Annotated in this window: 14 protein-coding genes; 4 read left to right on the forward strand and 10 right to left on the reverse strand. The window is 35.8% G+C overall.

The window, feature by feature from the left end; all coding sequences use genetic code 11:
* Positions 1 to 63: 63 nt before the first annotated feature.
* Genes dhaL through K7G93_RS06670 form a run of 3 tightly spaced genes read right to left on the reverse strand, consistent with a single transcriptional unit; the run spans position 64 to position 2,730 of the window.
* A complete protein-coding gene (gene dhaL, locus K7G93_RS06660; RefSeq protein WP_115323111.1) occupies positions 64 to 690 on the reverse strand; it encodes a dihydroxyacetone kinase subunit DhaL in 627 nt (208 codons plus the stop codon).
* 1 nt (position 691) lies between these two features.
* On the reverse strand, positions 692 to 1,696 hold the full coding sequence (locus tag K7G93_RS06665; RefSeq protein WP_049215382.1) for a dihydroxyacetone kinase subunit DhaK: 1,005 nt from the start codon (positions 1,694 to 1,696) through the stop codon (positions 692 to 694).
* Between the two features lie 20 nt (positions 1,697 to 1,716).
* Positions 1,717 to 2,730 (reverse strand): 4-hydroxythreonine-4-phosphate dehydrogenase PdxA, encoded by a 1,014-nt coding sequence (locus K7G93_RS06670; protein WP_049215384.1) that lies wholly within the window; start codon positions 2,728 to 2,730, stop codon positions 1,717 to 1,719.
* Positions 2,731 to 3,071: 341 nt separating this feature from the next.
* Between K7G93_RS06670 and K7G93_RS06675 the strand changes: the two genes are divergently transcribed.
* The 4 genes from K7G93_RS06675 to K7G93_RS06690 all read left to right on the forward strand — a co-directional run bounded on the left by K7G93_RS06675 (position 3,072) and on the right by K7G93_RS06690 (position 6,595).
* The gene (locus tag K7G93_RS06675; protein WP_049215386.1) at positions 3,072 to 4,061 is read left to right on the forward strand and encodes a TRAP transporter substrate-binding protein; all 990 of its coding nucleotides are present in this window, start codon (positions 3,072 to 3,074) and stop codon (positions 4,059 to 4,061) included.
* 24 nt (positions 4,062 to 4,085) lie between these two features.
* Positions 4,086 to 4,646 carry a TRAP transporter small permease gene (locus K7G93_RS06680; RefSeq protein ID WP_049215388.1) on the forward strand — a complete coding sequence of 187 codons (561 nt, stop codon included), beginning with the start codon at positions 4,086 to 4,088 and terminating at the stop codon, positions 4,644 to 4,646.
* Positions 4,643 to 5,923 carry a TRAP transporter large permease gene (locus K7G93_RS06685; RefSeq protein ID WP_049215390.1) on the forward strand — a complete coding sequence of 427 codons (1,281 nt, stop codon included), beginning with the start codon at positions 4,643 to 4,645 and terminating at the stop codon, positions 5,921 to 5,923. The genes K7G93_RS06680 and K7G93_RS06685 overlap by 4 nt, the downstream gene beginning before the upstream one ends.
* Before the next feature lie 249 nt (positions 5,924 to 6,172).
* Positions 6,173 to 6,595, forward strand: coding sequence for a DUF417 family protein (locus K7G93_RS06690; RefSeq protein ID WP_226691016.1), 423 nt, complete (start codon positions 6,173 to 6,175; stop codon positions 6,593 to 6,595).
* Between the two features lie 67 nt (positions 6,596 to 6,662).
* Here K7G93_RS06690 and lipA read toward each other — a convergent pair whose 3' ends face one another.
* The 7 genes from lipA to mrdA form a co-directional block, all read right to left on the reverse strand.
* Positions 6,663 to 7,625: a lipoyl synthase gene (gene lipA, locus K7G93_RS06695; protein ID WP_228400335.1), complete on the reverse strand. Its 963-nt coding sequence runs from the start codon at positions 7,623 to 7,625 to the stop codon at positions 6,663 to 6,665.
* 77 nt (positions 7,626 to 7,702) lie between these two features.
* Positions 7,703 to 8,359, reverse strand: a complete 657-nt coding sequence (gene lipB, locus K7G93_RS06700) for a lipoyl(octanoyl) transferase LipB (protein WP_049215395.1) — start codon at positions 8,357 to 8,359, stop codon at positions 7,703 to 7,705.
* Positions 8,360 to 8,365: 6 nt separating this feature from the next.
* The gene (gene ybeD, locus K7G93_RS06705) at positions 8,366 to 8,662 is read right to left on the reverse strand and encodes a DUF493 family protein YbeD (protein WP_049215397.1); all 297 of its coding nucleotides are present in this window, start codon (positions 8,660 to 8,662) and stop codon (positions 8,366 to 8,368) included.
* A gap of 107 nt (positions 8,663 to 8,769) precedes the next feature.
* Positions 8,770 to 9,954: a serine hydrolase gene (locus K7G93_RS06710; RefSeq protein ID WP_226691014.1), complete on the reverse strand. Its 1,185-nt coding sequence runs from the start codon at positions 9,952 to 9,954 to the stop codon at positions 8,770 to 8,772.
* A 22-nt stretch (positions 9,955 to 9,976) separates the two neighbouring features.
* Complete coding sequence (locus tag K7G93_RS06715; protein WP_174694536.1) at positions 9,977 to 10,855, reverse strand: septal ring lytic transglycosylase RlpA family protein; 879 nt, start codon at positions 10,853 to 10,855, stop codon at positions 9,977 to 9,979.
* Between the two features lie 50 nt (positions 10,856 to 10,905).
* Positions 10,906 to 12,021: a rod shape-determining protein RodA gene (gene rodA / locus K7G93_RS06720; RefSeq protein ID WP_049215403.1), complete on the reverse strand. Its 1,116-nt coding sequence runs from the start codon at positions 12,019 to 12,021 to the stop codon at positions 10,906 to 10,908.
* Positions 12,021 to 13,949, reverse strand: coding sequence for a penicillin-binding protein 2 (gene mrdA / locus K7G93_RS06725; protein ID WP_228400336.1), 1,929 nt, complete (start codon positions 13,947 to 13,949; stop codon positions 12,021 to 12,023). The genes rodA and mrdA overlap by 1 nt, the downstream gene beginning before the upstream one ends.
* Positions 13,950 to 13,951: the final 2 nt, after the last annotated feature.

The following is a 13,951-nucleotide window of genomic DNA, read 5'->3' on the forward strand; positions in this document are numbered from 1 at the left end:
GCTTTTATTTTTTAAACATTACTCCAGTCATTTACCACTCTTTAATTAGCTGGATTTTAAAACTTATTGATTCACAAACTCAGCCATATATTTAATAATTAATGACATAGACACCGCGCCAGGATCGACATAGCCTAATGATCGCTCACCTAAACTTTTTGCTCGTCCAAAAACGGCAACTTGATTACGTGTACTTTCTGCACCATCTTCTGCTGCTTTTGCGACACTTAATAGCGCTTTGTTTAACTCCTCATTACTTACTTTTTCAGCTTGTTTCTCTGCTGCAACAAGTGCATCAACCATCGTTTTATCTCCAGGTTTAGCACCACCTCGAGTAAATACTGCACTTGAACCTGCAGCAAGAAATCTTGCTAAAACAGATGCATTAAATTCATTTTCACCTGCAATCGCCTTACCTCCAGCACGAAACAATGTACCGAAAATCGCACCAGACGCACCGCCCATACTCGACATCATCTTTGTTCCTGCTGTTAAAAATAAATCACCAATATCTTTTGGCTCAAAACTCTCTGATTGTAAAAGATCTCTTACTGCAGTAAATCCACGTAACATACCTAAACCATGATCACCATCACCAATTTTGAGGTCAAGTTCAGTCAAAGTAGGCTCACTCGCCATCATTTTTTCAGCGGTATATAACAATAATGCTTTTGTTTCAATTACATTCATCTTATTTTCTCCAAGCAAAGCCATCACAAGGTAAGTCATATAACTTTTGTAGTTCATCATCTAAGCGGAAAAGTGTTACAGAATATCCTGACATTTCTTGAGAAGTACAAAACGAACCAATTAAAGTGTCATAGACTTGGATACCACGTTTTTCTAGTTCCTGATGTACTTTTCGATTTGAGATAAGTAACTCAGTATAAGTTGCTGCACCTAGATTATTTATCGTCACACAAACTCTGTCTCCAGCTTGAAGTCCAATATCAGCACAAATGCGTTCAACAATTTCTTGGTTAATTTCATCCGCACTTGTTAACTTTTGTCTTCTCACGCCAGTTTCACCATGGATACCCATTCCTAGTTCTAACTCATCATCTGCAAGCTCAAAGTTGAATTTACCTGTCTGAGGGATAGAGCAAGCCGCTAAGGCAACCCCCATCGTACGGGTATTAAAATTTGCTTTATTAGTGACTTTATGGAGTGCATCAAGATCATAGCCTGCTTGTACTGCGGCACCTGCAATTTTTAATACATACATATCTCCTGCAACACCTCGACGTTCAGACATTCTCTCAATAGGTGCAGCAGAAATATCATCTGTTACTCGTACTGTTTTAACTGCAATTCCCTCTTCTTCTAATAATTCTGCGGCAATATCAAAATTCATATTATCACCAGCATAATTACCATAAACAAAAAGTACACCTTGACCTTTTTGGGCTGCTTTAGTGGTTTCGATAATAATATCAGGAGACGGTGAGGCAAAAATTTCGCCTAGTGCAGCAGCATCAGCTAATCCTTTTCCAACAAAACCAGCAAACATAGGTTCATGACCACTTCCGCCGCCAGTAACAACAACAACTTGTTGTTCAGCAATATCCTTACGCACTACACCGCTATACCCATCTACTTTAGATAATTTTCCACCACAAGCATATAAGAGCCCTTCCAATTGCTCTGCAGGAACATCATTTGGATGATTTAGTAATTTTTTAGGTTTTCTTGCCATTTCTATGCCCTCAACAAGGATTACTTTTTATTTAAAACACCTGTTCCCATTCGAACTGCAATATTAAACGCAGCCTCGAATGCAGTTGGGATTGCAATATTTTTGCCATGTAGATCAAATGCAGTACCATGATTAGCTGTCGTGATAGGAATTGGAATACCACCTTGAACTGTCACACCACGCTCAAAACCTAAAATTTTAAGTGCAGTAGAAAATTGATCATGATACATCGATACTACACCATTAATTTTTAAGCGTTCTACTTCACGCATTGTAGTATCACTTGGGAATGGACCATAAACATCAATACCAGCTTGGCGTGCTTTTTCCATACCTGGCTGAATAATAGTCATTTCTTCATCACCAAAAACACCTCCTTCGCCACCATGTGGATTTAATGCTTGAACAGCAATTTTTGGATTTTCGACTCCCGCTTGAACCAAAGATCGATATAACAAGTGAATACAATCAAATACGGCTTTAACAGATAAATTAGGTACAATATCTTTGAATGGGATATGGGAGGTCACTCGAGCAGCCCAAATATCATCGACAACATTTAATTCACAAACAAAATCATTAAAATCTGTTTGCTCCGCAAACCAGTGTAATTCATCACGATAACGTAAGCCCCCTTTATGCATAGCTTGTTTATTCAGAGGTGCAAAACAAATCGCTTGTACATATCCCATTTTGGCTAAATTCAACGCAATCTTAAGTGTTTCTAAAATATAGACACCACTTTGTTCAGTTGCTTTTCCATACTCAAAAGGTAAGGGATGAGAAGATTTATGAGAGATTAAAACTGGAACACCCGCTTTAAACTCATATTGACCTAAATTATTAAATGTCACTTCTTCATAAATAAATCGTTCTTGAGCAATTTCCATTCCTTTCTCTAATTCATCTTTATCTGCAACCAAGACTATATTAGCTTTTTCTCTAACATTTTCTTTAGCTAATAGTTTAGCGACTAATTCTGGTCCAATACCTGCTGGATCACCTAGAGTCAATGCTACTGTAGATTTTGTCATGCTTAATTCTCCTAAATATATATAAAACGCTCAAAAGAACATTAACTTAACTTTTGTTAAATGTATTAAAACAAAATTTTTCTATTTTTGATGTGATATTTATCACATATTTGAATTTAAATAGAAAAAATTTTTAAAAAATTCTATATCTATTGCTAATTAAAAATTAATGAGCCAAAAACGTGAATAAGATCACATAATCAAAATTACATAGATTGAACAAATGAATAACCTTGGTTATATTGAAGTACATTCAATATATTTAAAGCGCTTTTTTACAACGAGGATTCATTTGGTTTTATCCTTCGATAAACACAAAACGACTAATGGAGACTGTAATTATGAGAACATCATTATTAAAAAAAGCAGCAATCACTGCATCTTTAGCCATATTACTCACAAATAGTTCTTTAGCTAAAGACCTTGTTGTATCAACAACAGCAAGTCTAGGCTCTCTTCAGTATGACACAACAAAATATTTTGTTGATGTCACAAATCAAAAGCTTTCAGAAGCAAAACTAGATTATCAATTAAATTTTTTTGGCTCTGGTCAACTCGGAAATGATAAAGATACACAACAGAAACTTAAATTAGGCACAATTGATATCGCTCTTCTTTCATCAACACTAGCAACTAATATTCCTCAAATGGCTATTTTTGAGTTACCTTTTTTGATCACAAATCGTCAACAGCTGAGTAAAATCGAGGAACATGTTTTTTATCCTCTAGTCGCGCCTGAAGTTGAAAAAAAAGGATATAAAATCATTGGTCTATGGGAGAATGGTTTTAGAAGTATCACTAATAATCATCATCCAATTAACCATCCAGAAGATTTAAAAGGGTTAAAAATTCGTACACCAAGTAGTTCTTGGCGATTGAAAATGTTTAAAACATGGGGAGCCAATCCAACCCCAATCCCATTTGGTGATGTATTTATTGGCTTAAGAACAGGTGTTATTGACGGTCAAGAAAACCCTCTGACTAATATTTATGCAGCAAAATTACAAGAGGTACAAAAGTATTTGAGTATCACTAATCATGTCTATTCACCCGCTTATCTTACTGTAGGCAAAAACTCATACAAAAAGTTACCAGAAAACGTTCAGAAAATTATCGAAGCTGGTGCAAAAGAGGCCCAAACATGGGGATATGCTGAAGCTGAAAAACGTGAAAAAGAATTAGAAAAGAAATTGGCTGACAGCGGTATGAAGATTAATAATGCCAATATTCAAGCATTCATTGATGCAAGCCAACCTATCTATGATGAATTCATTTCTGAAGTGCCAAATGGAAAAGAATTATTAGATAAGATTAAGGATGCCATCAAATAAAATTGCCATTAGGAGTATATTCTTATGGATACATTATTTAATTTGACAAAAAGAATCCTAACGATTATTTCCGTACTTATTTTAAGTTCATTAGCAATAATTATCATCATCTCTATCTTTACTCGATTCCTAGGGAAATCGTTATATTGGTATGATGAAATTTCCGCTATATTGCTTGCTTGGTTGACATTTTATGGAGCAGCCTTAAGTGCTTTAAATCGAAGCCATATGGGATTTGGCAATTTCATTGCTTCATTACCAATAAATACGAAAAAAATTATTTTCTATATTACAGAAATATTCATTATTGGATTCTTTATTTTATTAGCTTGGGCTGGTTTTTATGTTCTTTCTATTTTTGGTGATGAAACCTTAACCAGCCTTGATTTTATCCCGTTATCTATTGCTCAATCAGCGTTACCTATAGGTTGTATCCTCTTTATAATTGCAGAAATTTTATCTATTCCCAAAGCGCTTAGTTCTCTCATCAAGGGAAAAACTCAAGATGATGAAGAAATAGAACAAGCACTCAAAGAAGTTGATAATAATGAAGATATTAAAATGGCAAGGGAGAAACTACAATGATTGCATTCTTAGTTCTGATCGGTCTTGTTCTACTTGTTATGATCAACGTACCAATTGCAGTCGCTATCGGTATCGTCTCATTAATCGGTATGTTAATCACTAATAGCTTTGATTCTATCTATAATGTAGCATTATCTATTTTTGATGGGGCCTCAAACTTCTCATTACTTGCTATTCCATTATTTATTCTTGCAGGTGCATTAATGAATACAGGTGGGATTTCAGTCAGATTAATCAATTTTGTTAACGCACTGATAGGCTTCGTTAGAGGTGGGCTAGCAATGGTTAATGTAGGTGTATCCATGATTTTTGCTGAAATCTCAGGCTCTTCTGTTGCAGATGTCGCTGCTCTTGGTTCTATACTGATACCGGCAATGAAAAAAAGAGGTTATAAATCAACATTTTCTGCTGCTGTTACCTCTTCTTCTGCATCCCTAGCGGTGATCATTCCGCCATCTTTACCTATGATTATTTATGGCGCTATGGCTGATGTATCAATTTCTAAACTCTTTATTGCTGGTTTAGCATCTGGGGGAATTGCTTCTTTAGGTATGTTTGCAGTCTGTTACTATTATGCAGTGAAATATAATTTGCCAAGAGAAGAAAACTTTAGTTTACAGAAATTATGTATTGCATTTAAAAATGCATTTTGGGCATTAACTCTCCCTGTACTTATCTTAGGTGGAATTATCTCTGGTTTTACAACAGCTACAGAAGCTGCTGGTTTAGCTGTATTGTTAGCCCTCATTATTGGATTTTTCATTTACAAAGAGCTAACAATTCAATCTGTCTATAAAGCATTAGTAGAAAGCGTAAATGGTACTTCTGTTGTAATGTTACTTGTTGCGACTTCAGCTGTATTAGGTCTATTTCTCACTGAACAAAAAGTACCGCAACAAATGGCATCCGCTATTTTAAATATATCGGATAATAAATATATCGTTTTAATGATGTTAAATGTCATGTTATTTATTATTGGTATGTTTTTACATGGTGCAGCTGCAATCATACTAGTTGTCCCAATTGTTATGCCACTTATTACACAATTAGGTATAGATCCAATTCATTTTGGTATTATTTTAACGCTCAATATCGCAGTGGGTCAGCAAACACCGCCTGTTGCTAGTGTATTAATTACTGCCTCATCTATCGCTAAAAAAGATATTTGGAGTGTAACTAAAGATAACGTTTGGTTTATTATTGTACTACTCACTTCTCTTATGATGGTAACTTATATTCCAGCACTCACAACTGGTGTAGTAAATTTATTGTATTAGTCTTCATAGATCATCAATAATAAACAGAATACGGTAAGTCACCCCTTACCGTATTTCCATTTTAGCTATTAAAAATTCACTTAATTTTATTCTACGACACACTGTTTATTTATTCACGCAAACTAAAAACCTGCAAATTTAACTAGTTAAGTTACCACTAATATTCTCAAGAAAATATTATGTAAGACGAATTATATTTCTTCGTCTAATCATTACAATTTGATTTCATAGATTATTAAAGGAGGAAAAATGCAGATATGGCGCCAGAAATTCCAACAATCAGAGATTGATATCGTGGTACTGCGTCTAAGCGTAATTATTCTATTTTTTGTCTTTGGTAACACAAAATGGTTTGAGTTCGAAGTTGAAGGGCTAAAACCTATTATTGCAAATAGCTGGTTAACTTTTTTATATGACCTATTGGGGTTTCATAACACAAGCTATTTATTAGGCGTAGTCGAAACAATTGCTTATGTGAGTTTAGTAGTAGGCTTTAGTCGACCTAAAATTGGCTTACTAGGTAGTTTCTTAGTTTTTACTACTGCTGTTGTCACAGTCAGTTTATTACCGCAACTTGGTTTTAATGGCTTTATTTTCAAAGATATTTTATTAATCGGCATGGCATTAGTACTATTTAAATATGATTTAAATCGTGCTTATCCAATCCAATAATTTTTGCAAATCACTACCAATAAAAAATGGAAAGTATTCTTTACTTTCCATTTTTATTGTCACTAAATCACTTCACTATTTCGCCTTTAGCCTGTAGATCCGCATGGTAAGATGAGCGTACAAACGGACCACAAGCAGCATGTTCAAAGCCCATCGCTTGTGCTTTATCCCGAAATTCATCAAACTCTGCTGGTGGAACATAACGTGCAACAGGTAGATGGTGACGGCTAGGTTGTAAGTATTGTCCCAAAGTTAACATCGTCACTCCATTTTTACGTAGATCTTGCATCACTTCTACAATTTCTTCATTTGTTTCTCCCAAGCCAACCATTAACCCTGATTTTGTTGGAATATGCGGAAACATCGCTTTAAAGTCACGTAATAGCTTTAATGACCATTCATAATCTGCACCAGGTCTAATTTCTCGGTATAAACGTGGCACATTCTCTAAATTATGGTTGAAGACATCTGGCGGATTATCTTTCAATTTGTCTAATGCTTGTTCAATTCTACCCCGAAAATCAGGTACTAAAATTTCGATTTTAATATCTGGATTAAGCTGACGAATTTCTTTCACACATTCAGCAAAGTGACCAGCCCCACGATCAGGCAAATCATCACGATCCACAGAGGTAATCACAACATAACGTAACTTCATATCTTGTATAGTTTCCGCTAATTTACGTGGTTCTTCAGGATCTGGTGGTAACGGTTTGCCATGCGCTACATCACAAAATGGGCAACGGCGAGTACAAATCGCGCCTAAAATCATAAAAGTTGCTGTACCATGATTAAAACACTCATGCAGATTTGGACAAGATGCTTCTTCACAGACAGAGTGTAATCCATGGCGACGCATACCATTTTTAATACTATTAATTTTTTCCGAATTTGCTGGCAATTTAATTTTCATCCATTCAGGCTTTTTTAATAGTTCTTGATTAGGATCGATATTCTTTACTGGGATAATGGACGTTTTAGCTGCATCACGGTATTTTACGCCACGTTCCATTTTAAAAGGTGTGCCCATTTGACTTCCTTACTCTAATCACGCAATCTGAAAAAGTGCGGTCAGTTTTTCGCAAAATTTCAAATTTTGTTGAGATGTTAAAATTTTGTTGCATTATATCCTAATAATTGGGCAAAGTGTGTAACTAATTTTGGTGCAACTTGTTCACAAGTTGCTTCAGCTGGTTGAATAAAATCGGCTAGTTGGCACATTTCCAGTCCTACATAACCACAAGGATTAATGAAATGAAAAGGTGATAAATCCATATTGATATTCAGCGCTAACCCATGAAAGGAACAACCTTTACGAATGCGTAAACCAAGTGAGCAGATTTTCTTTTCATCAATATAAACACCTGGTGCATCAGCTTTCGCATAAGCCTTAACTCCATAATCTGCTAAGGTTTGAACTACAGTCTGCTCAAGTGCAGTCACTAATTGACGCACATTCAAATCATGACCTAATGCTTTTTGGCGCTTAATATCAATTAATACATACATGACTTGCTGGCCCAAGCCATGATAAGTAATTTGCCCACCTCGATCCGATTGTATAACAGGGATAGCTGTTTGCTGGAGAAGATGCTCTGCTTTACCCGCCTGCCCTTGCGTAAAAACTGACGGATGTTCAACTAACCATATTTCATCTGGTGTATCTATATCGCGCTCATCAGTAAACTTTTGCATCTTATACCAAACATCTTGGTAATCCTGTACCCCTAGTTGACGAACGACAAGTTCTGTTTGTTTTATCATGCGTGATTATAAGACCATTCTGACGCCATCAATCTTAGCAAGCTCTTCGTACAATGTTTCTACTTGCTCAATATTCTCTGCCACTATATCAATAGAGACTGAATTATAAGTCCCCTTACTACTGATTTGCTGACGGGGATTATAATCTCCCTTCGCGTATTTTTGCACCATTGCGACTACGTCATCAACTAAATCACTACGATTATTTCCAACGACTTTAAATGTGAATGCGCATGGAAATTCTAAAAGATCTTTAAGTTTTGCTTGCGGAAGATCATTTAACTGTATTGTTTTGTCTGTCATTTCAATATCCTAAAACTAACCAGAAAGTAACCGCACTTTTAAGCGTCCCAGCGAAAGTGCGGTTAGAGAAATATTCAATTTATTTATAAAATCGGGACAATATCATATTAATCAAACAGGCTTTTTACTGTTAAAACTAACCAATCCCAAGCATTACCAAATATGCCACCTTCTTGCACATCTTGCATAACCTGCAAGTCAACTTTTGCGACATCTTTACCATCAAGCTGATATATGACTTGGCCCACAACTTGTCCTTTAGCTAAAGGTGCTTTTAAATATTTTGAATGTAACTCATAACGTGCTTTTAAATCTGTTTGTCTACTTTTTGGAATTGTAATAAAAGCATCCTGTAACATTCCTAATGCTACATTACTCTCACCACCATAGTACACAGTCTGTTCAGAAACAGCTTTACCTGCTTCAAGTGTTTTAAAGGTTTCAAAATTAGCAAATCCCCACTGTAAAAGCTTTTTAGTTTCAACCTCACGACCTTTAATCGTCGGAACGCCCATTACTACAGAAATTAAACGCATGTTATTACCATTCACTGCTGAAGTAACTAAGTTATAACCTGCTTTATCGGTATGACCTGTTTTAATACCATCAACTTGTAAAGTTTTATCCCAAAGTAAACCATTACGATTACTTTGTTTAATTTTATTGAAAGTAAAGTCCTTCTCAGCATAAATTTGGTATTCTTCTGGTAAATCACGAATTAAATGTGCACCTATCAAAGCCATATCTCGTGCTGAAGAATATTGGTTATCATCATCTAAACCATGCACTGTCGTAAAATGAGTGTTTTTTAAACCAAATTGAGTAACATACTTATTCATTGCGTTAACGAATGCAGGAACAGACCCCGCAACATGTTCCGCAATCGCTACTGAAGCATCATTACCTGACACAATAATGACACCACGGTTTAAATCTGAAACAGAAACTTGCTGATTTAAATTTAAAAACATTTTTGAAGAGCCTGGAAAATTTTTTCCCCATGCACTTTCACCAATAGTCACTATATCTGTATTATTAATTTTGCCTTGTTTTAATGCATCGCCAACAACATAACTTGTCATCATTTTAGTTAAAGAAGCGGGATATTGACGTTGATCTGGATTTAATGAGGCGAGAACGGCACCAGAGTTATAGTCCATTAAAATAAATGTCTGTGCGTTTAATTGTGGTGCGGCAATGCCATAATTAATCTCTTGTGCAATAACATTTGATGCAATAAATAAACTTGCAATAAATGCAACCTGTGTGTTTTTTACAACTGTCTTAAACATACTGTCAGTGTCCTGATTTAAGTTAATCACTAAATGTATATACAATTAGTGGTTTGGAATAATTGAGTTTTCTCAATTGTGTTTTTAATTCATCAACTTGTGACTTCTCACTAAAAGGTCCAAAATAAATATCAAATTTTGCCTCATTTGGCATAATTTCTAATTTTAAGTCATCACGTCCAAGACGTGCTATCAAAGATTCTGCTTGCTGCTTGGAATCAAAATTAAGGACACGAATTTTATATGTCGTTATATGCGCTACAGATTTTTTTGTCGACGTAGTTTTATCTACTATTGGTTCACTAATCGCAGTGCCAATCGAATCCATCTCTAAACGAGCTAGTATAGCTTGATTTTTAGCTAACTTAGTTAAACTACTCGTTGCTGGACCACTAATTTTACCTTGTCTATCGACAGCGAACATTTCAACTCGTACTTTACTTATCCCGCTACCAACAATCCCAATTTCTCTTGCAGCTGCACGTGATAAATCAATAATTCTGCCTTTAACAAAAGGTCCTCTATCATTTATACGAACGATTACTTTACGGTTATTACGTAAATTTGTCACTAAAACATACGAATTTATTGGCAATGTTTTATGTGCTGCGGTATATAAATTTTCATTGTAAATTTCACCATTTGATGTTTTTCGACCATGAAATTTTCGGTGGTAAAAGCTAGCGACCCCTTCTCTTGAATAAGATTTGGCTTCATTCGTTGTTTGAGTACGGTAGCCAACACCTTTTATCCAATAAGAATAAGATTTCATTTCAGGTTGTTGATAAGTTAAGTTCGGTCCTTGTAAACCAAATAATTGCCTAGCTGTTTCTGCATTCACATTCAACGCAAGTAGCGCAGCAAAAAGTGCGGTCAATATTCGAAAAATTTGTTGTTTCATCATAAGTTAATTCTGTTATTTTTTAATCATAATCTAAGATGGTCAAAATGCTAATTAGTTCCCTTGAGAAAATGTTCCTTATGTGTATGAATTGACATAATCAAACCAAAGCCAGCCATCAATGTGACAAATGAAGTGCCTCCATAACTAAATAAAGGTAAGGGCACACCAACGACGGGTAAAATACCACTTACCATACCAATATTCACAAAAACATAAATGAAAAAAATAAGTGTAATCGCTCCTACTAGAATCCGCCCAAATGCACTTTGTGCATTTAGCCCAATGATTAATCCTCTACCTACGATAAACAAATAGATTGCCATTAAAACCAGAAAACCAACCATGCCATATTCCTCACTTAATACAGCAAAAATGAAATCTGTATGCGGTTCAGGTAGAAATTCAAGCTGAGATTGTGTTCCTTCCATCCAACCTTTACCACTCAAACCACCTGATCCGATTGCAATTTTAGATTGCAAGATATGGAAACCCGCACCTAAAGGGTCTTTCTCTGGATCAAATAATGTCAATACACGTGTACGTTGATAATCATGCATGAGATAAAACCACATAATTGGAATAAATGCAGCCAATCCTACAAGGGCGATTAAGATTAGCCACCAGCTCATGCCTGCTAAAAAAACCACAAATAATCCTGATGCACTCACTAAAATCGAGGTGCCTAGGTCAGGCTGAATCGCCACAAGTAAAGTCGGAACTAAAATCAACATTAATGCAATAAATGTATGGCTTAATTTGGGAGGAAGATGACGTTTGCCTAAATAGACCGCCACCATTAATGGTACGGCTAACTTAACAATTTCAGAGGGCTGAAAACGGAATAGCCCTAAGTCTAACCAACGCTGTGCGCCTTTACTTGTAGTCCCTATCGCATCAACCAAAATTAACAAAACAATGCCAATAACAAATAATAAGGGAGCAATACGTTGATAAAATTTTGGGGGAAATTGTGCCATAATCAACATTACAGCAAACCCTAAGCAAACTTGAATCAAGCGGTTACGGAACATCGCTTCATTACCACCAGAGGCACTATATAAGACTAATAAACCATAGCCAGTAATTGCAATAAGCCCCACTAACAACCATAGATCAATATGTAACTTACGCCATAGTGAAAGCCAAATATTTTTTTCGCGCATTATTCAGTGTCCTCTGATTCAGTTTGTGGCGTAGCGGATAACTGATTCATTTGTGGTAGACGTTGATTGAGATAGTAGTCCATAATTTGTCGTACAACAGGCGCTGCAACACTTGAACCTCCCCCTGCATTCTCTAAAATAATTGCCACGACCATTTTAGGATCTTCATAAGGTGCATAAGCAGTAAACCATGCATGGTCATGTAATTCTTTTTTTAATCCACTTGCATCATAAGTTTGATTTTCTTTTAAGCTAAAAACTTGTGCTGTCCCCGATTTCCCTGCTACACGATAATTGGTGCCAACAAAGGCTTTACGTCCTGTCCCATTTGCCGCATTAACAACATTATACATACCACGTTTAGCCGCCTCCCAATAAGCAGCCTTAGGCTCTGTAATATCTTCATATAATAAAGGATCTCGATAAAATTCGACCGCACTTCCTTCAATACTTTTCATCAAATGAGGCGTATGCACTTTGCCGTTATTAATCAAAATACTTGTTGCTTTTGCAACTTGTAATGGTGTTGCAATCCAATAACCTTGACCAATGCCAACTGAAATCGTATCTCCTTGAACCCAAGGTCTTTTGTGTCGTTTTTGCTTCCATTCACGATCTGGCATAATACCGGCTGTTTCTTCTTGAATATCAATGCCTGTAGGCATGCCAAAGCCAAAACGTTTCATCCAGTCAGATAAACGGTCAATTCCCATATTATAGGCAGTTTGATAAAAATAAGTATCTGAAGACTCGACTATTGCCTTGTTTAAATCCGTATGACCATGCCCAGTTTTTTTCCAATCACGAAAACGTTTTGTCGTATTTGGTAAAATCCAATAGCCAGGATCAAAAATAGTCATATTCTGTGTAATCACATTTTCATGTAACGCTGCAACACCAATAAAAGGCTTAACAGTTGATGCTGGCGGATAAGCACCTTGCGTTACACGACTATATAAAGGTCGATTAGGGTCATTTAATAAACGTTTATAATCCACGCTTGAAATGCCACCAACAAACAAATTATTGTCATAGCTTGGCGTAGAAACCATCGCTAAAATACTATTATCTTTAGGATCAAGCACAACGACAGCACCTTTTTGATTACCTAATAAATCAGTAATATAACGTTGTAGCTCTAAATCAATCGTCAAATGAATACTTTTCCCTGCAATAGCAGGTTGTTCACGTAATTTACGAATCACTTTACCGCGGTTATTCACTTCAACTTCTTCAAAACCTGTCGTACCATGTAATTGCGATTCATAATAACGTTCAATACCTAGTTTACCAATATCATGTGTACCTGCATAATTAGTATACTTACCCTCTGTTTTTAAACGCTCTACATCTTTATCGTTAATTTTCGCAACGTAGCCCAAAATATGCGTTAAAGGCTCACCATACAAATAATGCCGTTTGAAATAAGGTTTGATTTCTAAACTAGTAAAACGGTACTGATTTACTGAAAATCGCGCAATTTGCTCTTCTGTTAAATGAGGTTTCAATAAAATCGATGTATAACGAGAGGAACGACGACGCTCTTTTTTGAATGATTCAATGTCTTCTTCAGTCAATCCAACTAATGCCCTCAGCTCATCAAAAGTGCGGTCTAAATTTTCCACTTTTTCAGGCACAATATATAAGCCAAAGAATGTCAGATTTTCGGCTAAAAGTTTACCATAGCGATCGTAAATCAGTCCTCGAGTAGGAGGCAAAGGTAATAATTTAATCCGATTACCATTTGAACGAGTTTGATAACTTTCATAATTCACAATCTGTAAATGATACAAATTCGTAGTCAAAATTGCGGATAAAACTAATACAAAGATAAAAGAGATTAATGCTCGACGCGCAAAAAGATTGCGTTCTGATTTATTATCTCGAATAAGATCTTGTTGTTGTGACAGCAATTTTTTCAACTTCATAG

The organism is Pasteurella canis, from assembly GCF_020810675.1.
GTDB lineage: Bacteria > Pseudomonadota > Gammaproteobacteria > Enterobacterales > Pasteurellaceae > Pasteurella > Pasteurella canis.

What these genes read in the sequence shown, in the direction of transcription:
- dhaL (WP_115323111.1), bottom strand. Translation starts at nt 690, where the DNA reads ATGAATGTAATTGAAACAAAAGCATTATTGTTATATACCGCTGAAAAA.
- K7G93_RS06665 (WP_049215382.1), bottom strand. Translation starts at nt 1,696, where the DNA reads ATGGCAAGAAAACCTAAAAAATTACTAAATCATCCAAATGATGTTCCT.
- K7G93_RS06670 (WP_049215384.1), bottom strand. Translation starts at nt 2,730, where the DNA reads ATGACAAAATCTACAGTAGCATTGACTCTAGGTGATCCAGCAGGTATT.
- K7G93_RS06675 (WP_049215386.1), top strand. Translation starts at nt 3,072, where the DNA reads ATGAGAACATCATTATTAAAAAAAGCAGCAATCACTGCATCTTTAGCC.
- K7G93_RS06680 (WP_049215388.1), top strand. Translation starts at nt 4,086, where the DNA reads ATGGATACATTATTTAATTTGACAAAAAGAATCCTAACGATTATTTCC.
- K7G93_RS06685 (WP_049215390.1), top strand. Translation starts at nt 4,643, where the DNA reads ATGATTGCATTCTTAGTTCTGATCGGTCTTGTTCTACTTGTTATGATC.
- K7G93_RS06690 (WP_226691016.1), top strand. Translation starts at nt 6,173, where the DNA reads ATGCAGATATGGCGCCAGAAATTCCAACAATCAGAGATTGATATCGTG.
- lipA (WP_228400335.1), bottom strand. Translation starts at nt 7,625, where the DNA reads ATGGGCACACCTTTTAAAATGGAACGTGGCGTAAAATACCGTGATGCA.
- lipB (WP_049215395.1), bottom strand. Translation starts at nt 8,359, where the DNA reads ATGATAAAACAAACAGAACTTGTCGTTCGTCAACTAGGGGTACAGGAT.
- ybeD (WP_049215397.1), bottom strand. Translation starts at nt 8,662, where the DNA reads ATGACAGACAAAACAATACAGTTAAATGATCTTCCGCAAGCAAAACTT.
- K7G93_RS06710 (WP_226691014.1), bottom strand. Translation starts at nt 9,954, where the DNA reads ATGTTTAAGACAGTTGTAAAAAACACACAGGTTGCATTTATTGCAAGT.
- K7G93_RS06715 (WP_174694536.1), bottom strand. Translation starts at nt 10,855, where the DNA reads ATGAAACAACAAATTTTTCGAATATTGACCGCACTTTTTGCTGCGCTA.
- rodA (WP_049215403.1), bottom strand. Translation starts at nt 12,021, where the DNA reads ATGCGCGAAAAAAATATTTGGCTTTCACTATGGCGTAAGTTACATATT.
- mrdA (WP_228400336.1), bottom strand. Translation starts at nt 13,949, where the DNA reads ATGAAGTTGAAAAAATTGCTGTCACAACAACAAGATCTTATTCGAGAT.